The sequence below is a fragment of the Acinetobacter sp. NyZ410 genome (genome assembly GCF_022828975.1).
GTDB lineage: Bacteria > Pseudomonadota > Gammaproteobacteria > Pseudomonadales > Moraxellaceae > Acinetobacter > Acinetobacter guillouiae.
This window is the reverse complement of record NZ_CP094620.1, coordinates 4004451-4024121: the sequence shown is the minus strand read 5'-3', so window position 1 is coordinate 4024121 and position 19671 is coordinate 4004451. Positions and strand designations below refer to the sequence as shown.

The window sequence follows — 19671 nt, the reverse complement described above, 5'->3', positions numbered from 1 at the left end:
GATATGAAAAAAAGATTATTCGCCCCTTTAGTTTTAACAAGTTTAGGCCTAGCACTCGCAGGGTGCGGTGGTGAAAGTGCAACAGTCAATGAAGACCCAAATAAAGGTATTCCAACCTATTCAAATGGTTGTGATGCAGATTCTACAGAAAAATGTTTAGGTTTTTATGTTGACTATCCAGTGGATGGTTTAAATTTTGATTGTAGTACAGATACCAGAAATCATTATGCGACTAAACTAGAAGGTGGTTTGGCACTTGGTGGCTGTTTAATTGGCGATAAAGCAAAATTTTATATAAAAGGTTCTCAATCGGAAAGAAAAATTGTTTTAGGTGATGTTGACTTAGCAAAAGTACGCCCTTTAAAAGTGCGTGGTCAACCTGCTGCAATTGGTTTGATTGATATTGCAACTGCTATGACTGGTAAAGAACCAACCAGTATGACCATGAGTGATGAGACATTTAAAGTAATGGTTGGATTGGTTCGCGTTTTCCAAGCGATTGGGTTGGAGCAGGATGCCAATCAGGTTGGCGATGTACAACCCCTTGAGTTAACAGATAATATTAAAAATAATTTAACAACAGTCAATACAGATGTTGGGGTGGCTGATTTTATCAATGGTAGCTATGTTGAAAAATTAAAACCGTGGGTCAATATTGAAGCGGTTGATGAAGCTTCTGCAGTCGCGACTGCGCAACGCTTGGTTCAACAATCATTGGTAAATATTTATTCAACAAACTTCCTTATTTTCAGTGGTGCAAATGTTGATATTCAGGGCTTTACAGGTAAAAGTGAATTAAGCACCAAGAATGAATCTATCGCCAATATGTATTTAGTCACTGACCGTCAAGGTTATACCTCAGGTTATGCAATGCAATGGGTTGGTGTACCTCAAAAAGTAGAAGGCAGTACAATTGCTGACTCACTGTTAAAGTTTTTATTGCTCAATCAGGTTGTTCCACAAAAACTCAATGTAAATGGTCAACAAGGTTGGATCAATCCACTCACCCGTAAAATTACCTCTCCACTTGTATTTAAAAAAGATCAAAGTTCAACGGATAAACTTGAAATTTTTCAGGGTGCTTTGCTGAATAATACCAATGTCGCTGGTACTGAATATATGTATAAGCGAACAACGGGTGCAACTACGGCACCTGCGGATCCAACGATATATGGGAAATGGCGTCAAACTTTAAATGCTGATCAGCTTTCTGGTGGAATCGATATTTATAAAACCAATCCTGCCAATTATTTAGACCGAAAAGTTTTCCTCACTAAAAATACAGTAAAAGCTGGTGAAAAATACTATTTCCCACTGTATGCGAATATTACATTTGCTTTTGATAACAAAGAAGTTAATCCAAATACCCAAACACTCGGTATTGTGATTGATGAAAATGGAGATATCCGCACCAATTTAGGTAAAAATAGTGCGTTAAATTCAGATACATGTGCTGATGTAGATCCAAACACTTATATTGATAAAGAAACAGGGGTACAACAATATCGTATTGGTACTACGGGTACAGCTTATATAAATGGTAATGTTGAAAAGTCGATTACACTTCGTATGATTTTGGCCAATCCTGTATTTGGTAGTCTTGATGGTGCATTAGCCGGTTTAAATGAAACATTAGTTGTTCGACCAACCAGTGGTACATCTGCAGAAGAAATAGCCAATGCTTCAGTTTCCTCTGGCGGTATACGCTTAAACCTACAACGATTAATCAATGAGCAAAATACAAATAATGGTGTCAATATTACCAGTTGGGATGGGGATAAGACGATTACTGCAACATGGGTAAATTTGCATGCATTTTATCAGTCAGTTTATAACAATATAGAGGCCAATAAGGATAAGACCACTCCTGAGCAAAAAGAGCTAGCAAAGCGTTTATCAGGGACTTTAACTGTAAGCTTACCGCAGTGTTATACCATTAAAACCAAGTAATTTATCTTAATTAAAAAAGCCTCAATTCAAGTGATTTGAATTGAGGCTTTTTTTGTGCTCATATTTTTAATGCTCAACCATTGGTCGAAGCAATATCTATTTGTGATTATCCTGTCTGATCTAATCGGGTGCCTAATGTTTCAAGATGCATTGGAAAGGTATTGGTTTTACGGTCTTCAAAATAATGTCTTAATGTGCGTTCTACACTTGGGAAAGCTAAATCGTTCCAAGGAATCTCATGTTCTTCAAATAAACGACTTTCTATGGTTTCTTCACCAGCACCAAATACACCATCTTTTATTTGTGTTTTAAACAAAACATAAACTTGCCCAATACGTGGAATATTATACATGCAGTAAAGTTGTTCAATTTCAACCTCAGCTTCAGATTCTTCACGTGTTTCGCGTGCTGCACCTTGTTCCATGGTTTCAAAAAGTTCCATATAACCAGCAGGTAAGGTCCATAGTCCATAACGTGGTTCTATTGCACGGCGACAAAGCAAAACTTTATTTTCCCAGATCGCCAAAGCGCCACAAATCACTTTAGGGTTAACATAATGAATGGTGCCGCAGTGTGTACAAACTTTACGGATTTTTTGATCACCTAAAGGAATTTTTTCTATGGTTGGATGACCACAAGCACTGCAAAAACTCATAAGCTTCATTAAAAATGTGAGATAACTCAGCATAACTGAAAAATTCTACTTTCGCATCATTTATAGCCTTATCGATAAAATTTCCTATATGATAGAACGAGAACAAAAAAGATAGAGTGAGATCAATGAAGGATGATGAGCTAACCCAAGTATTGCAAAATCGATTACGTTTTGGCAAAAGAACCTATCCGGCCAATGCCGCAGTACTGATTGCAATTACTCAAGAAGCTGATCCTAAAATTTTACTGACGAGACGCTCTGCCTACTTATCAAATCATGCTGGAGAAGTTTCCTTTCCAGGTGGAAAACGTGATCCAAATGATACCAGTAATATCGTTGTGGCTTTGCGAGAAGCATGGGAAGAAACCGCACTCAATCCCTTTGATGTCAAGCTGATTGGTGATTTACCCATGGAACGGGCGAAAAGTGGATTGACAGTAAAACCTGTAGTTGGATTAATTCCTCCAGATATTCAGTTGATTGCTCAGCCGAGTGAAATTGATCGTATATTCTATGCCCCGATTAAAAAAATGATGGAATCACAGCCTATTCCTTATGAAGTACGTTTGGCACATCAATCGGTGTATTTTCCCAGTCTAAGAATTGAAAATGAAATCATTTGGGGGCTAACCGCCAGAATTTTGATTTCGTTATTTAAATATGGTTTGGATTATCAAAAAAATTGGCCATTTTTATTGAACTCGCCATCTTTTAAATCACAGATATTCAATAAAAAATAATGCTGAAAAGCTATGATCAAAACCAATGCTCTTAAAATATCTCAAAGGAATGTAATACCATGATGTATAAATTTAAAGGTTTTGTGCCAAAAGCATTGCATGCACCTTTTGATGGTTGGATTGCGGATAATGCGACAGTGATTGGTCAGGTTGAACTGGGGCAACAAGTCAGTGTCTGGTTTGGTGCAGTCATTCGTGCTGACAATGCCAAAATTCATATTGGGAATTTTAGTAATGTTCAAGAAAATGCCGTTTTACATACAGATACTGGGATTGAATTAACCGTTGGTGATTATGTAACCATTGGGCATCAAGCCATGTTGCATGGTTGTACGATAGGCGATAACAGTCTAATTGGTATTAACGCCGTGGTTTTAAATCATACTGTAATTGGTAAAAATTGTATCATCGGTGCAAATAGTTTGATTCCAGAAGGTAAAGTTATTCCCGATAATTCCTTGGTCGTGGGTTCACCGGGTAAAGTCGTGCGAACTTTGGATGAGAATGCGGAGAATTTATTAAAAATGAGTGCCTTGCACTATGCTGCCCATTACAAGAATTTTATTGATTTAGAAGAATTTAAATTTGATTAAAGTCGTGGTTTTAAAATTATCACTTAAATGCCAAGCACAATGTCTTGGCATTTTTATGGATTATTTTGATCTAATGGATTTTATCTAGCAGGCTTTATCTCTAAGCCCTCGCGCTATTGAAATGAGTGGAGTATCATAGGCAGCATTTTTAACACAGTAAGGTTGTGCATGAAATTGCTGGCATTGGAAACTGCCAATGAGCAGTGTTCCGTTTCGATTGTTGATGAAACTCAAACACTCTATTTTCAACTTGATACGCGAGCAAAAGCACAAACTCAAACCATTTTGCCGATGATTGAGCAAGGTTTTGAGCAAAATCAAATCTCCAGTAAAGACTTGACTGCAATTGCATTTAGCCGTGGACCAGGTTCATTTAGTGGTGTACGTATCAATGCCGCAGTGACTCAAGCTTTAGCCTGGGCAAATGATATTCCTGTGATTCCAGTTTCAACCTTGCAAGCGTTGGCGCAAGCTGCTTATCAGCAAGCCCAATTGACTGAAGTCACCGCAGTTTTAGATGCACGTATGCAAGAAGTTTATATGGCAAGTTTTAAGCTTGACCAAAATAACATTATGCAACTTGTAGACGAAGAAAAATTATTAGACTATCAACACGCTGCAGAATATCAAAAATATACCTTGATCGGTTCAGGTTCAGCTTTGGTGAATGTAGAGGCAATCGCGTTTCAGCAGATTACTGCTTCTGCCAATGATATCGCCACAATTGCGCGTCAAAATGCACTGCAAAAGCAATGGTTCAGTGCAGAACAAGCTTTACCTGTATATTTACGTGATAATGCATGGAAGAAAATTCCAGAACAAGGTAAACCATAATCGTTTTTCGCTTTAATTTTTAGGATTTCACAATGGATCTTTTACTGCTACTCAAAGCAGCCATTATGGGTATTGTTGAAGGTATTACCGAATTCTTACCTATCTCAAGTACAGGGCATTTAATTCTTGCATCTGAGCTCATGAATTTCTGGACCAAAGAAAAGAGTGACTTATTTGTCGTTGCTATTCAAATGGGCGCAATCGCTGCGGTGATTTATGAGTATTGGGGCAAGCTTTGGGGCGCAGCAATCGGTCTATTTTCAGGTGAGCCGAAAGGGCGTCATCTTGGAGTCAGTATTATTGCAGCTTCTATTCCAATTATGCTGGTTGGCTTAACCTTTGGAGATATCGTAAAAGAGTTGTTGTTTAATGATATTTCTGTGGCGATTGGTTTAATCGTCGGTGGTTTAATCATTTGGTGGGTTGAAAAAAATCCACCAAAAGTCAATGCGGTTGAAGTGGAAAATATCTCGATTAAAGAAGCAATTTATATTGGTTTAATTCAGGTATTGGCGCTTATTCCAGGGACTTCACGTTCAGGTGCAACCATTATTGGTGGCATGATGCTGGGTGTATCGCGTAAGGCTGCAACCGAATTTTCGTTCTTCCTCGGTATACCTGTTATTGTTGGTGCAGGCTTATTAGATCTTTTTAAAAATTACCATATTTATGAAACAACGCAAGATTGGACCGTATTCTTTGTGGGGCTAATTGTTTCTTTTGTTTCTGCTTTAATTTTGATCCGTGTTTTGGTGGCTTATGTTTCTAAGCGTGATTTCATGGTCTTTGCTTGGTATCGTATTGCTTCAGGTTTGTTGATTTTATTGTTTGCATTAACAGGTTGGAAATTATGGTAAGCGAAATTCGCTTATTTACTGAATCCACATTTTTTGAGAAAGCACAGTCCTACCAAACTGTGCTTTCTTTACGTGGTGTCGTGGTAAACATTGCAACGATTGAAAAACTCAATGCACGGTTTTTAAGACTGAATCCTGAACTTGCCTTGTGTGTTGATGAACAAGGGTTAAGCCTGTGTGCCAATGGCATGAAAATGCAGCCTGATTGGAAAGCTGAGATCCCACGTTTAAAACGTGCAACTTTAAAATCTGAAATGATTGCACGGGCATGTAATATTTCAGAAAAACCCAATTTAATTGATGCAACTGCTGGTCTAGGGCATGACGCATTATTGATGGCACACTTAGGGGCGAAAGTAACCCTGATTGAACGTCATCCAATTTTATTTACCTTACTGGAAGATTCAAAAAAACAGCTGGAAAACGATCCGTTTTTAGCCAAAGTTGTTGAACGTATTGATTTGGTTTTTTCTGATTCAGCTGAATATTTACAACAATTGATCATCACGCATCAAACTGTCGATGTTGTTTATTTAGATCCGATGTTTCCGCAGCGGGATCAAAATCAGCAAGCCATTAAAAAACAGGCACAAGTGAAAAAGCAAATGCAGCTCTTACACATGCTTTTACCTGAAGATGGTGAAATGGATTTAGGCGATCATCTTTTAGTCTTAGCGCGGCAAATTGCCAAGCGAGTTGTGGTAAAACGTCCTAGACTGGCTGTATTTTTAAATGATCAGGTAACCGATCATCAATGGCAAGGTGATGCTTGTCGTTTTGATGCCTATTTTAACAGCAATCTTATTGAGTAATTTGGTAACTGTTTCAATAATAGTCGAATTATTGATATATAGTTATATCAAACATTGATAATTTTTTAGCCAAGCCTAAACTAGATAGGCTGATTGAAGCCACTGCCTTAACAGAATCTTTATGATAGATCTTAAACCCTCGATTAACTTTTGGCATGATTTGAAAAGTAACCAACGTGCAGGGATTTGGTTATTCTTAGGTTCGCGAAAGTCTTTACAAATTGTTCGTCCATCGATTCTTCAATTGATTTTTTGGGGACTGTTGGGTGCAGGTGCAAATACACTATTTAGCTGGTTAGTTGCTGGTGATGGTGGTGTTTTTAATCGACAAGGTCTAGTCAGCTACGCATTGTGGCCTTTTATTGCCTTGATTGTGGGGATTTTCCTATCACAACGGACCAATAATCCGCGTTTGATGTTGGTTCCAGCACTGTTATGGCTGGTGCTTGATACGCACATCATGTTGTTTCAATGTTTGCTGCAATATTTAGGCAATCAAGATCTGCTGCCTTATTTCACTTATGATGTGATCCCACTGCTGTTTTTTGCTTTGTTTATTTGGCAAAGCCTTGCTGTGGTGTGGGTATTTTCAAGAGAATTACAATGGCCATGGTGGGAACGTGCCTTGATCATGTTTGCGACTGTAGCCACTTTGTTTACTTGGCAGGTTTCGATTAAGGAACAGCCGATTTGGAAAGTAGAAGACGTTCCTCCAAGTATTAGCGAAAGTGCTTTTTATGCACAAAGTCATTTACTCAATAAAGCCTTGGAACAGGTGCAGTTTGGCGAGTTTGCACAAACGCATTGGTATTTTTTAGGCGTTGCTGGTGCAAGTTATCAAGACGTGTTTAAATTTGAAATTGATCGAATTAAAGAACAATTTGATACCCGTTTTGGAACCTTTGGACGTTCTGTTGAGTTGGTCAATAACCCACAAAGTATTAAAGACACTCCTATTGCATCTAAAACCAGTATAGATCTGGCTTTACGCCGTATTGGCCAACAAATGAATCGCGAAAGTGATGTATTGTTTCTTTATATGACTTCTCATGGCTTGCCTAATCGTTTTGAACTCGAAAATGAACCGATTAATTTGGATGATGTTGACCCAAAATGGTTAAGAGAAACCCTCGATAAATCAGGTATTCGTTGGAAAGTGATCGTAATTTCAGCCTGTTATTCAGGTAGCTTTGTTTCAGCACTCCAATCACCAGATACCTTGATTATTACTGCTTCTGCAGCAGATCGCGCCTCATTTGGTTGTTCAAATGAAGCTGATTATACTTATTTTGGCCGTGCTTTCTTTGATCAGGCAATGCGTGAACAAAGTTCTCTCAAAGCTGCATTTAAAGAAGCGACTGAAACAGTTGCGAAATGGGAAAATGCACAAGGCTTTGATCCATCTGAACCGCAATGGGTGATTGGGAAAAATATGGAAATGATGTTACCGCAGTTAGAACAACATTTATTTCCACAACAAGGCGTTATTACTACTGCGCAAACCCAAAATGTAAAACTGGATACACAACAAAAGCCATGATAAATAACGGCGCTTTAAATGCGAAAGCAAAAGCGCTTTAATTTATATTGAGTTGAATCTGTTGATGTTATAAGACGGTAGCCCTAAACAATTTAAAGATCAAAATGTGGAGCGATGCGCTGATGGAACTTTTAAGTAAAAATATCTGTTTTGATGGTGAACAAAGAATTTATCAAATTCAGTCAAATTATTTAAAAGGGGCAACGAAGTTTGCGACATATCTTCCGCCTCAAGCACTAAAAGGGCAGAAATGTCCTGCATTATTCTATTTAGCGGGACTGACCTGTACGGAAGAAACCTTTATTATCAAAGCGCATGCACAGCGCTTAGCATCTCAGCTTGGTCTAATTTTGATCGCACCAGATACATCACCTCGTGGTGAACAGGTTGCACAAGGCGATTCATGGGATTTGGGGCAGGGTGCGGGATTCTATCTCAATGCAACTCAAGCACCTTGGGCTGAACATTTTCAGATGGAAAGTTATATTGTAGATGAACTTTATCCATTGCTAATAAAAAATTTACCAATTCAATCGGAAGCTGTGGGAATCTTTGGTCATAGTATGGGCGGGCATGGCGCATTAACACTGGCTTGGAAATATCCAAATTATTTTAAATCAGTATCAGCATTTGCACCGATTTGTGCACCGACAGAATGCCCTTGGGGTGAAAAAGCCTTTTCACATTATTTAGGCGCTGATCAGTCTGAATGGGCAAAGCATGATGCGACCCAATTACTGCTTTCTAAAGGTCAGTTATTTGACGAAGTGCTTATCGATCAAGGTATAAAAGATCAGTTTTATAGTCAATTGAACCCTGAGAAATACCAACAAGCCTGTCATAAAGTTGGGCAAAAACTCACATTAAGATTTCATGAAGGTTATGATCACGGTTATTATTTCATTCAAAGTTTTATTGATGACCATTTACAATTTCATGCCTTGCAACTACAAAAATAATTGAATCGTCTAACAAAAATTGGATTTTGAGTAAAAGTAAATCGTTGTTTGCTTTTACTCTATTTCTTTCAGCGCAGAAAAAATATAAACTGCTTTTTGAGGTTTTTTATTTCATATCATTTTAGATTGTCATCAAATAATTTGAATAAAGAGAAGAATATGCAAGAACAAATACCGCCTCCATTTCCGAGTCATTTGAGTTTGGAAAAAGGCGCTACACCACCAGAAATACAGCAGCCCGCAGACCAGCAATATCCTAGAATTCATCGTTTTAAATTTCACGGTGATGCGATGGAATATTTTGGTATATGGATTGTGAATATCTTATTGACCATCATTACCTTAAGTTTGTACGCGCCTTGGGCGAAAGTACGTCGTTTACGTTATTTTTATGGCAATACTGAATTCTTTAAAAGACGTTTTGACTTTACTGGTATCCCCACCAAGATTTTAGTTGGACGTTTGATTGCATTGGGTATTTATGCCGCCTTTTCAATCTCCTCACAATATTCCATGATTGCGACGGTGGTTGGTTTAGTGGTGCTGTATGCAGCAGTACCATGGCTGATTCGGGCAACAATGCGCTTTACCGCAAGAAACAGTAAATTCGGCAACAGTCGCTTTTATTTTGCGGGAACCACAAAAGAATCCTATAAAGTCTTTTTTTTCAGTATCTTAATTTATATTTTTAGTTTAGGGATATTTGCTCCTGTTGCGATCTGGTTGTATAAAAAATACTACATCGATCATTTATATGCAGGGCAGTTGGATTTTAAATTGAATGCTGATTGGTCAGCTTATATGGCGGCAGTTTACATTCCAATTTTTATGTCTTTTGGAATCATGCTGGCATTTGGCATTATCTATTTCGGTATTATCGGTTTTATTGCAGGGTATACGCCAAACTTTTTTATCTTTGGTGTCTTTGCGATGTACGCTGTGGCAGGGTTGTTTATTTATCCATTGATTGCGGCACGTATTTTTATTACCACATGGAACAATACAACGGTTGGAAGCAGTCAATTTAAAACAGATTGTAATCAATGGCGTTATGCATGGATTGTGGCATCAAATTGGCTGGTTAAAATTCTAAGCATTGGTTTAATGTCTGCATGGGCAGCAATTCGTATTCACAAATATCAAGTTGATTCGATGAGTTTAATTTTGCATGATGATCCAGATCAAATGATGAATCTTGCACAGCAAGAGCAAAGTGCTTTAGCTGAAGAAATTAGTGACATCTTCGACATTGATGTTTCTTTATAATGATATGAGTTGAATAATTTATGTCACGACCAATAGAAGTCATTTTCTATGATGGTGTGGTGTCTAAACCACACCATGCCCAACTTTTCGCTCAATCTGAGTCCGAGGTGCTGATTCAGTATGGTGAACGTTTAGAACATCAACGCCGTTATGCATATCGCGATATGGAATTAATTGGCGCACTGGGGCAATTAAATCCTGCGATTGAGCTTAAAGATGACGCTAGGATTGAGTTTCAGGGGGCTTTACCAGAATGGTTTAATTTTGGGACTAAAAATGTTCAGCATTCGATCTGGAAATTAGAACGTTCTCCAAGTTTAATTGTATTCAGTATCATCTTTGTGGTGGCTTTTGTTTTTGCTTTAGTGAAATGGGGTGTTCCAGCAGCATCACATTATGTTGCTTTTCAGCTGCCTGAAAATAGTTTGAATAAATTAGGCGATGAAGCAGAAAAATATGTATTGAACAATTGGACTAATCCTAGTCATTTGGCACAAGGTCAAAAAGATCAAATTTCCAAGCAATATCTAAGTACTATCGCTGAAGGCAGACCAGCAAAATTGGTCTTCCGTGAAGGTGGGCGATTGGGCGCTAATGCAGTGGCTTTACCTAACAATACGATTATTATCACCGATGAACTGATTGAAATGGCGCATAGTGATCAAGAGATTTTAGGTGTATTGGCACATGAGCAAGGGCATTTGGTGGAACGGCATAGCTTACAACAAGGCTTGACCAGTTTGGGGTTGAGTGTGTTGTATATTGCCATGACGGGAGACAGCTCAGACCTATTGACCTCGTTACCTGCCGCGATGATTGGTGCAAATTATTCACGCAAATTTGAAGCTGAGGCGGATATGTATGCGCTGAAATTGATGGATCGTAAAGGCATTGAAGTGTCTCATTTTGCGAATTTCTTACAACGCTTAAGTGATGAAACTGCACTGGAAGAAAAACCAAAGCAGGCAGGCAAAACGGCTGAAGCTGATAAAAAAGCTGACCCAAATAAAAAACAACCTCAAAATGAGTCTAGTGAAAAAGAGAGCTCTTTAGAGATTTTTGATGCCTTGTCTTCACATCCTGCAACTGAAGAACGCATTAAAATGGTTCGTGATTTTGAGAAAAAACAACAGGCTAAACCTTAAACAGTATAGATAAGCGATGTTTATCTATAGATTGTGCAAGGTGGCGGTGACTGGATCTAGGGCTTTATGAAGCCCTTTATTTTTGTATTGTTCTCAAAAGATCAGATTATTCGTTAAAACCCATATCATCAAGTAATAGACAGTCGTTGATTCAACCAGATGATTGCTATGACCTGATAAATGAGCAAGATAAGTAAAACTGTTGCTTTTTGAAACAACCCAATAGGGTAAGTTTGTTATAATGGGAAAAATTTTTATCTTTGCCAGGTTGTTTCATGTCCAAGCCATATCTGATTGCACCTTCAATTTTATCTGCTGATTTTGCCCGTCTGGGGGAAGATGTGGAAAATGTATTGGCAGCTGGTGCAGATGTTGTCCACTTTGATGTCATGGATAACCACTATGTGCCAAACCTAACTTTTGGTGCGGGTATATGTAAGGCATTAAAGAAATATGGGATCAAAGCCCCGATTGATGTGCATCTTATGGTTTCACCTGTTGATCGTATGATTGGTGATTTCTTAGAAGCAGGCGCAGATATTATTACTTTTCATCCTGAAGCAACGCATCATATCGACCGTTCATTGCAATTGATTAAAGATGGTGGTGCTAAAGCAGGTTTGGTGTTTAATCCAGCAACACCTTTGCATTATCTCGACTATGTTTTAGATAAAGTAGATCAAGTGCTTTTAATGAGTGTAAACCCTGGCTTTGGCGGTCAAAAATTTATTCCTACCACTTTGGATAAATTACGTGAGGCGCGTAAAATTATTGATGCTTCAGGTCGTGACATTCGTTTAGAAATTGATGGCGGTGTTGGCCCAGCAAATATCCGTGAAATTGCTGAAGCAGGAGCTGATATGTTTGTTGCTGGTTCGGCGATTTTTAGTAAACCTGATTATCAAGCTGTGATTAACGAAATGCGTGCTGAGTTAGCAAAAGTGGGACAAGTTTCGGCTTAAACTTTTCCACAAATGTATTGTGTGAATTGTGGATAACTTTGATGATAACTATATGGATAACCATGTTGATAAGCATATGGATAAGCTGGGTATAGATTAATCAAAGGGTGATCAATCGTTTATCATACATGCAATTTCTGTTTAAAAAGAGCCCAAATGGGCTCTTTTGTTATAAAAATCATCCGCTATTCATCGATTTAATTATTCATTTTTTATTCAAAGTGCAGTTGATGCAAAATTATTCAGTGATATTGGCAATCTTTCCGCACGATATTTGCCAAACTCGTCATTATTGGCTATGCTCTTAGCTTCATCATAGATTAAAACATAGGTTTTAGTTTTGTTTAGACAACTGCACAAACAGCTTTGGTTTGTTTGTCTTATGGTTTTTGCCATAGGCTGGAGCAGTGTGTCTATTGCATCTGTAAATGTGATGCAACATGAGCAAATGATGAATTCATCACTTTTAGATGAACATCAATCGATGATGAAAAACAGTGCTGTACAAGAAATGAAACAGCATTGTGCCGATATACAACAAAAACAAAATGATCAAAACTCGCACCTCAATCATGAGCAACAGCTACAAAATCTAAAAGATTGCCATAATCAACAGGTTCAATCTCCAGATACGCAGCAGAGCAAATGCCCAGATTGTGCTGCATTCTCATGCCAATCTTCAGTGGTTTGGTTCAATCCTGATATTCCCAAATTGATTGCACCCGATCATCTGCACAATACTCAAGCCTATCAAATTAATTACCAAGCTCAGCACCTCGCAGGGCATTGGCAAGAAATCTTACGTCCTCCAAAAGCTTAATCTGATTTTAGACACTTTTTTATTCAAAGTTGCTTGTTAAAATTTAGGTTAAGTTATGTTTATTCAGTTATCTCAAAAGCGATTAGCTCAAAGCTTAGTTGCGACATTGTGCTTGGTTTCCTCAACTTGGGGAATTGCCGCAATCAAAGAATATCAACTCAGCATTGATGAAGGAATCGTCAATGTAACAGGTAAACCTGTAAAACGAATTACTGTAAATGGCCAGTTTCCCGCACCACTTTTAGAATTTGAAGAAGGTGATGAAGCGGTGATTCGTGTTAAAAATAATTTAAAGAATCAGGATTCATCGATCCATTGGCATGGTCTATTATTGCCCGGCATTATGGATGGTGTACCTGGCTTTAATGGTTATAACGGGATCAAACCCAACGAAGAATTTGTCTATAAGTTCAAAGTTCGTCAGAGTGGAACCTATTGGTATCATGCCCATTCGAAAGGCCAAGAACAGGATGGTTTATATGGTTCTTTAGTGATTTATCCAAAGAATAAAAAACCGCTGGCAGCGCATGAACGCACAGATCGTGATTATGTGGTGATGTTGTCGGATTTTCATGAGCAAACCAGTGACCAGATCCAAAAAAATCTAAAGGTTTCCGCAGAATATTATCAAAATCGACGTGAAACACTAGGGGATGTTTGGAAACAGTTACAACGTGATGGTCTAAAAGCAACGTGGTCTGATCGCAAAATGTGGAATCAGATGCGTATGCTAAAAACAGATATGTCTGATGTGACGGGTTATACCTTTCTTGTAAACGGAAAAACCCCTGAACAAAATTGGACGGGTCTGTTTAAGCCAAATGAAAAAGTTCGACTGCGCTTTGTGAATGCATCGGCAATGTCGTTCTTTGATGTACGTATACCTCAGCTAAAAATGACAGTGGTCAGTGCCGATGGGCAGCCTGTAAAGCCAGTGGCTGTGGATGAATTTCGTATAGGTACTGCTGAAACCTATGATGTGATTGTTGAACCTAAAACCAGTCATTATCAGATTGAAGCAGAATCTATTGATCGTTCAGGATTTGCGATTGGAACACTTCACAATGAATTAACAGCAAAAAGTGCTGCTATTCATATGCCTGCTGCTCGTCCACGTGCTGTGCTAACTATGGAAGATATGGGAGGTCATGGTGGCGGAGGTATGGATCACTCCAAGATGAGTATGGGTGATATGTCAGGCATGGACCATTCAAAAATGAATGCCAACGATATGCAGGGTATGGACCATTCAAAAATGAATGCCAACGATATGCAGGGTATGGACCATTCAAAAATGAATGCGAATGATATGCAGGCTATGGATCATTCAAAAATGAATACGAATGATATGCAGGCTATGGATCATTCAAAAATGAATACGAATGATATGCAGGGTATGGACCACTCAAAAATGAATGCCAACGATATGCAAGGTATGGATCATTCAAAAATGAATGCCAACGATATGCAGGGTATGGACCACTCAAAAATGAATGCTGACGATATGCAGGGTATGGATCATTCAAAAATGAATGCGAATGATACCCAAGCTATGGATCATTCACAGCATCGCAATTCATCGGCAGCGCAAAAAAATGATCAAGTGGTTTATGGTTGGGCAAATGCCTCGACACCGCAAGGAGATAAAGCACTGCAATACAGTGATTTAAAATCACTAACCCCACAACCTGATACTCGGGATGCCACCAGTGAATTGGTGATTCGTTTAGGCGGAACCATGGAACGCTACGTTTGGACGATTAATGGTAAAAAATTCAGTGATGCTGAACCACTCAAAGTGAAATATGGCGAACGTATCCGAATTAAATTTATCAATGACAGTATGATGGCGCATCCAATGCATTTACACGGCATGTTTATGCAATTGGAAAATGGTCAGCCTGCTGTGGATATGCCCAATAAACACACCATTGTTGTACCACCTGCAAAAACAGTTACAGCATTATTAACCGCTGATGAATTGGGTGAATGGGCAATCCATTGTCATTTGCTCTACCACATGAGTGCAGGGATGATGAATAAATTGATTGTTGCCAATGTGAGTGATGGCAAAGTGTCCACCCAGCCAGTTCAAACAACAAATACCACTCAAAAGGCTGAAGTGAAAGGAGACGAACATGCAAATCATTAATCTTTTTTCTAAATCAGTTCTGGCAAGTTCATTACTTATGCTGAGTGGTTTGGCTTTGGCCCATGAAGGGCATCAGATGCAAAGTGATGCGAGTATTGCGACTAAATCAACTGTAGTGACTGATCATTCAAGCATGGATCATTCAAAAATGAATCAGTTGGATGAGCAAAGCAATCCTGTAGATCATACACAGCATCAAGCGCCTACAACCACTACGGGAGAGGGAAGCATAGCTTCACATAGTACCCATGATCATCGTAAAGAACATGGTGCGCAGGTTTATCAGCGAGTGACTATTGATAATGCTTGGATGCTGGATGAAGATGGAAAAGGTACTTTAGATTCATCTTTAGAGTTACGCATAGGTACTGATGAAAATAAGTTATTCATTAAAGGGAGCTCCAGTAAGGCTGAATCAGACAAAATAGAATATGATCTAAGTGCCCTCTATAGCCGTAACATTGCTGATTTTTGGGATGTACAGGCGGGTGTGCGTTACAGTGATAATCCTGAACGAACCACTGATCAGGAACGTGTAGATGCTGCTTTGGGTTTACACGGCTTGGCGCAGTACTTTTTTGAAACAGATGCTTATCTGTATTTCGGACAGGACAGTCGGGTTGCATTTAGCCTAGAAACTGAACGTGATTTACTATTGACACAAAAGCTGATTTTAAAGCCTTATTTAGATTTAAATGTGGTGTTTAGCGATGATTCACGCTATGCCCAAAAAACAGGTCTAAACAGTATTAAAACAGGTTTAGAAACCCGTTATGAAATCACAAAAAAGGTGATGCCTTATGTAAGTGTGGCCTATGCATATTCTAAAGGTAACAAAGAGACAGCATGGCAAACTGCAACCGACTCCGAATCAGGTTGGTTATATGGTGCAGGTCTGCGTTTTAGATTCTAAGCTTTCGTTTTTCATATAAAGCAAAAGGTCACTTCTTTGGGAGTGACCTTTTACGTTTCTGCAATGCCAGCAACACGTTCAAGCTGGTTATTTACAAATTTAAATTCCATTCCATGCTCTGTATCTAAATCATAGTGAATAGAGAGGGTTAAGGTATCGGGTGCACTCACACGCAAATTTAACATGGTCTGTATATAAGGATTATGAGATTCCACATCCTGAATATTCAATGCAGCCTCACCTGATTTTTCTGGATTTTCATAATAATGTGCATAAAGCTTTTGATAGCGTTCAAAAGCATGTTGCTGAATGGTCTGAATATGTTGTTCAATACTATTGATAAATAATTGGTAGGTTTTTGCAAAAGCGTTGAGTTGATCAAGATTGGGCGCTTCTTCGATTTCATCGCCATCTTCATCAAACTCTTCCCCTAAGAAAATCTCCCGATCAGCATTTTGATTAAAAAAACAATGTGAAAAAAATGTTTCTGAACTAAACCCAGCCCAGCTCGGGTGGATATCACCCCAATAATCATGTTTCATGGTTTTGATTCCTGATTTTTATATTTAGCATGCTTGATCATAAAGTAAGCCTCATGAAAAAAAATTATTCGAAATGTAAAAAAGGTCAAATTTTGTAAATTTTAATAAATTCCTCAACATGAGTTGATATAATTAGCGTTCTTCAGGAGGAACGACCTCCCTCAATTTGAGAAAAATCGTCAGGACGGCCTGATTCTAATTTAAATTTGGAGCTGGTCATGGCTTGGGTTTTTCTTATTTTCGCAGGTATCTTTGAAATCGTTTGGGCATATAGTATGAAATTGTCCGAAGGTTTTACAAAGCTTACACCAAGTATTGTCACCTTATTTTTCATGATTTTAAGCTTTGGTCTATTGGCATATGCGATGCGTACTTTGCCATTGGGAACTGCTTATACCATTTGGACTGGGATTGGAGCGATAGGCTCATTCTTGGTTGGTATTTTTATTTTGGGTGAACCTGCAACAGCAATGCGTATGTTCGCTGCTGTACTGATTGTTTCTGGCTTAGTTTTAATGAAACTTTCTTCGTCTTAATTTATTGAAATGTTTAAGTGCTATTTCTGTAGGAGGTAGCACTTTTTTTATGTGTAGTTCATGGTGTAATCAATAGTGGAAACACCCAATAGAAAATGGTGAATGTGTAATGGCATGGGTTTTATTGGCAGTTGCGGGTGTGCTTGAGGTGGTTTGGGCATATTTTATGAAGGTGTCTGATGGGTTTACCAAGCTGACACCGAGTATCTTGACCATCATCTTTATGATTGCAAGTTTTGCATTACTTTCTTATGCAATGAAAACATTACCACTTGGAACAGCTTATACCGTGTGGACAGGGATTGGTGCGATTGGTTCTTTTGCCGTCGGAATTTTCTTTTTAGGTGAAGCAGCTTCAGCGATGCGGATGTTGGCTGCTGTATTGATTATTTCAGGTCTTATTTTGATGAAATTATCTTCAAGCTAAGTTAAGCTGTTGCTGAGTTGGAAAGGGAATAAGGACATGCAACTTTCATTTATGGAAATGAGCTCCCCAGTCGGGATATTAAAATTAGTCGCCCACGATCATGCCTTGGTTGCAGTACTTTGGGAAAATGAAAATCCTAAACGGGTTCGTTTGGCTGAATTAATTAAAAACAATACACATCCAGTTTTGTTGGAGACGGCGAAACAATTGAATGAATATTTTCAAGGAAAAAGAACCCAGTTTGATTTACCGCTAGATTTTGCGGGGAGTGAGTTTCAGCAGAAAGTTTGGCAAGCTTTATTGACGATTCCATTTGGTGAAACGCGGAGCTATAAAGAGATCGCAGAACAGATTGGAAATGTCAAAGCAGTTCGGGCAGTGGGCGCAGCGAATGGTAAAAATCCGATCTCTATTATTGCGCCATGTCATCGTGTGGTCGGGGCTGATGGTAAATTAGTGGGTTTTGCGGGTGGGTTGGATAATAAGGATATTCTTTTAAAAATTGAACAAGTGCCATAGACTCAACGCTATTCATTATTACATTACAATTTAAAATGCTTGCACAAATTTTTGCACCATTGTTATCAAATCTAGGTTGGATCGTTTTACTTTTGGTTGCGATTACGCTGGTTAAATTATTTAAGCCCTTTTTAAAAGGGAAAATAGGTGAATTTACTGTCAGCACCCATGTAAAACTCTATTTAGACAAAGAAAATTATATTTTATTGAATGATTGTACGCTGCCTGATGAGCAAAATCAGACCACCCAAATAGATCATATTTTATTAAGTCCTTATGGTATTTTTGTCATTGAAACAAAGAATTATAAAGGTTGGATATTTGGTGGCGAGCGTCAAAGGATTTGGACACAAAAGATTTATAAAAAGAGCTATAAGTTCCAAAATCCATTACATCAAAATTATAAGCACCAAAAATTTTTAGAAAGTGTGCTCACAGATATTGTTGATTCAACTCAGATCCATTCAATCGTGGTTTTTATGCCTGATTGCGAATTTAAAACCCAAATGCCAAACAATGTCTTTCATGGTGCAGGTTGGACAGATTATGTCAAACAATTTAAGCAAATCAACATTCCTCCAATGAAATTAAAACGTATTCAGTATCGTCTAGAGAAAGAAATTTTAGAAAAGTCGTGGAAAACCAATCGCCAACATATACAAAGCCTTAAATATAAATATACTAAAAAATGAACATATTACTCATAATCAACATCGTCCAGATTACATTATATTTTTTGTTTGATTGGGTTCTTATGCTGTATCAGTGGCATTAAGATCAGCAAAGGATGAAGAGAAAAATCACTCATCCGCAGTTTTAGACTTTAACCATTTCCATTGCCCATTTTTAAATTGATAAGTGTCGATCCACCATCTTGCACCACCTCGACATGAGCTGGTCATTTGTTTCTTCTGGGTAATCAGTTTGAGATCCGTCAATCCAGAACACTGTGCATGGCTAAAATCAATTTTTTCTTGGTCCAACACTTGATAATCTTTACTTTTAGGTCGATAGAGAAAAATATCAAAAATAGAATAAACCCCCATTCCCATGTCAGGTGTAGACACAGCAATATCGGTATATCCATCAAAATTATAGTCTTGAAAATGAATCTGTCGTTTTCGTTCAAATGGTAATTCTGCAAGATCAAATGCTTGCTGTTTAGCCAGTGTTTGAATGATGAGTTGACCTGATTCGTCATCGCCATCTTTAAAAATAAAATGGGTTTTTTGCCCATTCACTACATCGTTAATATTGCGATTTACAGTTTGTTGTTGAGGTTGGGCAAATGCGAATGGGGTTAAAAGTAAACTTGATAGCATTGTTGTCGTGAGTGTTTTGTACATTATTATTCTCATTGTCTTTTCCATTGTTTTAGGGGAATTTCCAAGTTTCAGTTGTTTAGTGAAACTTGGATGCTATTTTCAAAAGTGCAGAGCAATATTCAAC

Annotated in this window: 21 protein-coding genes; 18 read left to right on the top strand and 3 right to left on the bottom strand. The window is 38.2% G+C overall.

The features are described from left to right. Positions 1-3 precede the first annotated feature (3 nt). A complete protein-coding gene (locus MTO68_RS18920; RefSeq protein WP_244013944.1) occupies positions 4-1950 on the top strand; it encodes a hypothetical protein in 1947 nt (648 codons plus the stop codon). Positions 1951-2056: 106 nt separating this feature from the next. Here MTO68_RS18920 and MTO68_RS18915 read toward each other — a convergent pair whose 3' ends face one another. After that, positions 2057-2605: an NUDIX hydrolase gene (locus tag MTO68_RS18915; RefSeq protein ID WP_034613876.1), complete on the bottom strand. Its 549-nt coding sequence runs from the start codon at positions 2603-2605 to the stop codon at positions 2057-2059. A gap of 125 nt (positions 2606-2730) precedes the next feature. On the opposite strand from MTO68_RS18915, the gene MTO68_RS18910 reads away from it, so the two are divergent. From MTO68_RS18910 to MTO68_RS18850, 13 genes are all read left to right on the top strand, one after another. Continuing rightward, a complete protein-coding gene (locus MTO68_RS18910; protein ID WP_004817626.1) occupies positions 2731-3345 on the top strand; it encodes a CoA pyrophosphatase in 615 nt (204 codons plus the stop codon). Between the two features lie 59 nt (positions 3346-3404). Continuing rightward, positions 3405-3938, top strand: coding sequence for a gamma carbonic anhydrase family protein (locus MTO68_RS18905; RefSeq protein WP_244013942.1), 534 nt, complete (start codon positions 3405-3407; stop codon positions 3936-3938). A 168-nt stretch (positions 3939-4106) separates the two neighbouring features. Continuing rightward, positions 4107-4772, top strand: coding sequence for a tRNA (adenosine(37)-N6)-threonylcarbamoyltransferase complex dimerization subunit type 1 TsaB (tsaB, locus tag MTO68_RS18900; protein WP_004817620.1), 666 nt, complete (start codon positions 4107-4109; stop codon positions 4770-4772). A 32-nt stretch (positions 4773-4804) separates the two neighbouring features. Then, positions 4805-5629 (top strand): undecaprenyl-diphosphate phosphatase, encoded by an 825-nt coding sequence (locus tag MTO68_RS18895; RefSeq protein ID WP_004817618.1) that lies wholly within the window; start codon positions 4805-4807, stop codon positions 5627-5629. A 5-nt stretch (positions 5630-5634) separates the two neighbouring features. Further along, positions 5635-6441, top strand: coding sequence for a class I SAM-dependent methyltransferase (locus MTO68_RS18890; protein ID WP_244016004.1), 807 nt, complete (start codon positions 5635-5637; stop codon positions 6439-6441). Between the two features lie 121 nt (positions 6442-6562). Next, positions 6563-7981: a C13 family peptidase gene (locus MTO68_RS18885; protein WP_244013940.1), complete on the top strand. Its 1419-nt coding sequence runs from the start codon at positions 6563-6565 to the stop codon at positions 7979-7981. Positions 7982-8103: 122 nt separating this feature from the next. Then, positions 8104-8940, top strand: coding sequence for an S-formylglutathione hydrolase (gene fghA / locus MTO68_RS18880; protein ID WP_244013939.1), 837 nt, complete (start codon positions 8104-8106; stop codon positions 8938-8940). Positions 8941-9099: 159 nt separating this feature from the next. Next, positions 9100-10206, top strand: a complete 1107-nt coding sequence (locus MTO68_RS18875; protein WP_244013937.1) for a YjgN family protein — start codon at positions 9100-9102, stop codon at positions 10204-10206. 20 nt (positions 10207-10226) lie between these two features. Continuing rightward, positions 10227-11351 carry a M48 family metallopeptidase gene (locus MTO68_RS18870; RefSeq protein ID WP_034613855.1) on the top strand — a complete coding sequence of 375 codons (1125 nt, stop codon included), beginning with the start codon at positions 10227-10229 and terminating at the stop codon, positions 11349-11351. A 275-nt stretch (positions 11352-11626) separates the two neighbouring features. Further along, complete coding sequence (rpe, locus tag MTO68_RS18865; RefSeq protein WP_034613857.1) at positions 11627-12313, top strand: ribulose-phosphate 3-epimerase; 687 nt, start codon at positions 11627-11629, stop codon at positions 12311-12313. Between the two features lie 409 nt (positions 12314-12722). Further along, a complete protein-coding gene (locus MTO68_RS18860; RefSeq protein ID WP_227504239.1) occupies positions 12723-13133 on the top strand; it encodes a hypothetical protein in 411 nt (136 codons plus the stop codon). Positions 13134-13188: 55 nt separating this feature from the next. Then, entirely contained in the window at positions 13189-15285 is a 2097-nt protein-coding gene (locus MTO68_RS18855; RefSeq protein WP_244013936.1) for a multicopper oxidase domain-containing protein, read from the top strand. Then, complete coding sequence (locus MTO68_RS18850; protein ID WP_034617604.1) at positions 15272-16198, top strand: copper resistance protein B; 927 nt, start codon at positions 15272-15274, stop codon at positions 16196-16198. Before MTO68_RS18855 ends, MTO68_RS18850 begins: the two co-directional genes overlap by 14 nt. Before the next feature lie 50 nt (positions 16199-16248). Here MTO68_RS18850 and MTO68_RS18845 read toward each other — a convergent pair whose 3' ends face one another. Beyond that, positions 16249-16740: a hypothetical protein gene (locus MTO68_RS18845; RefSeq protein ID WP_034617607.1), complete on the bottom strand. Its 492-nt coding sequence runs from the start codon at positions 16738-16740 to the stop codon at positions 16249-16251. A gap of 218 nt (positions 16741-16958) precedes the next feature. Here MTO68_RS18845 and MTO68_RS18840 point away from each other — a divergent pair, with 218 nt between their 5' ends. The 4 genes from MTO68_RS18840 to MTO68_RS18825 all read left to right on the top strand — a co-directional run bounded on the left by MTO68_RS18840 (position 16959) and on the right by MTO68_RS18825 (position 18914). Continuing rightward, the gene (locus tag MTO68_RS18840; protein WP_004723678.1) at positions 16959-17276 is read left to right on the top strand and encodes a multidrug efflux SMR transporter; all 318 of its coding nucleotides are present in this window, start codon (positions 16959-16961) and stop codon (positions 17274-17276) included. A gap of 109 nt (positions 17277-17385) precedes the next feature. Next, positions 17386-17703 carry a quaternary ammonium compound efflux SMR transporter SugE gene (sugE, locus tag MTO68_RS18835; protein ID WP_034617609.1) on the top strand — a complete coding sequence of 106 codons (318 nt, stop codon included), beginning with the start codon at positions 17386-17388 and terminating at the stop codon, positions 17701-17703. A 36-nt stretch (positions 17704-17739) separates the two neighbouring features. Then, the gene (locus MTO68_RS18830) at positions 17740-18222 is read left to right on the top strand and encodes a methylated-DNA--[protein]-cysteine S-methyltransferase (protein WP_244013934.1); all 483 of its coding nucleotides are present in this window, start codon (positions 17740-17742) and stop codon (positions 18220-18222) included. A 35-nt stretch (positions 18223-18257) separates the two neighbouring features. Continuing rightward, positions 18258-18914, top strand: coding sequence for a nuclease-related domain-containing protein (locus tag MTO68_RS18825; RefSeq protein WP_244013932.1), 657 nt, complete (start codon positions 18258-18260; stop codon positions 18912-18914). 108 nt (positions 18915-19022) lie between these two features. Here MTO68_RS18825 and MTO68_RS18820 read toward each other — a convergent pair whose 3' ends face one another. Further along, positions 19023-19568, bottom strand: a complete 546-nt coding sequence (locus tag MTO68_RS18820; protein WP_244013930.1) for a hypothetical protein — start codon at positions 19566-19568, stop codon at positions 19023-19025. Positions 19569-19671: the final 103 nt, after the last annotated feature.

What these genes read in the sequence shown, in the direction of transcription:
- MTO68_RS18820 (WP_244013930.1), bottom strand. Translation starts at nt 19,568, where the DNA reads ATGTACAAAACACTCACGACAACAATGCTATCAAGTTTACTTTTAACC.
- fghA (WP_244013939.1), top strand. Translation starts at nt 8,104, where the DNA reads ATGGAACTTTTAAGTAAAAATATCTGTTTTGATGGTGAACAAAGAATT.
- MTO68_RS18870 (WP_034613855.1), top strand. Translation starts at nt 10,227, where the DNA reads ATGTCACGACCAATAGAAGTCATTTTCTATGATGGTGTGGTGTCTAAA.
- MTO68_RS18920 (WP_244013944.1), top strand. Translation starts at nt 4, where the DNA reads ATGAAAAAAAGATTATTCGCCCCTTTAGTTTTAACAAGTTTAGGCCTA.
- MTO68_RS18875 (WP_244013937.1), top strand. Translation starts at nt 9,100, where the DNA reads ATGCAAGAACAAATACCGCCTCCATTTCCGAGTCATTTGAGTTTGGAA.
- MTO68_RS18895 (WP_004817618.1), top strand. Translation starts at nt 4,805, where the DNA reads ATGGATCTTTTACTGCTACTCAAAGCAGCCATTATGGGTATTGTTGAA.
- MTO68_RS18830 (WP_244013934.1), top strand. Translation starts at nt 17,740, where the DNA reads ATGCAACTTTCATTTATGGAAATGAGCTCCCCAGTCGGGATATTAAAA.
- tsaB (WP_004817620.1), top strand. Translation starts at nt 4,107, where the DNA reads ATGAAATTGCTGGCATTGGAAACTGCCAATGAGCAGTGTTCCGTTTCG.
- MTO68_RS18850 (WP_034617604.1), top strand. Translation starts at nt 15,272, where the DNA reads ATGCAAATCATTAATCTTTTTTCTAAATCAGTTCTGGCAAGTTCATTA.
- MTO68_RS18845 (WP_034617607.1), bottom strand. Translation starts at nt 16,740, where the DNA reads ATGAAACATGATTATTGGGGTGATATCCACCCGAGCTGGGCTGGGTTT.
- MTO68_RS18905 (WP_244013942.1), top strand. Translation starts at nt 3,405, where the DNA reads ATGATGTATAAATTTAAAGGTTTTGTGCCAAAAGCATTGCATGCACCT.
- MTO68_RS18885 (WP_244013940.1), top strand. Translation starts at nt 6,563, where the DNA reads ATGATAGATCTTAAACCCTCGATTAACTTTTGGCATGATTTGAAAAGT.
- MTO68_RS18915 (WP_034613876.1), bottom strand. Translation starts at nt 2,605, where the DNA reads ATGAGTTTTTGCAGTGCTTGTGGTCATCCAACCATAGAAAAAATTCCT.
- rpe (WP_034613857.1), top strand. Translation starts at nt 11,627, where the DNA reads ATGTCCAAGCCATATCTGATTGCACCTTCAATTTTATCTGCTGATTTT.
- MTO68_RS18855 (WP_244013936.1), top strand. Translation starts at nt 13,189, where the DNA reads ATGTTTATTCAGTTATCTCAAAAGCGATTAGCTCAAAGCTTAGTTGCG.
- MTO68_RS18910 (WP_004817626.1), top strand. Translation starts at nt 2,731, where the DNA reads ATGAAGGATGATGAGCTAACCCAAGTATTGCAAAATCGATTACGTTTT.
- MTO68_RS18825 (WP_244013932.1), top strand. Translation starts at nt 18,258, where the DNA reads ATGCTTGCACAAATTTTTGCACCATTGTTATCAAATCTAGGTTGGATC.
- MTO68_RS18840 (WP_004723678.1), top strand. Translation starts at nt 16,959, where the DNA reads ATGGCTTGGGTTTTTCTTATTTTCGCAGGTATCTTTGAAATCGTTTGG.
- sugE (WP_034617609.1), top strand. Translation starts at nt 17,386, where the DNA reads ATGGCATGGGTTTTATTGGCAGTTGCGGGTGTGCTTGAGGTGGTTTGG.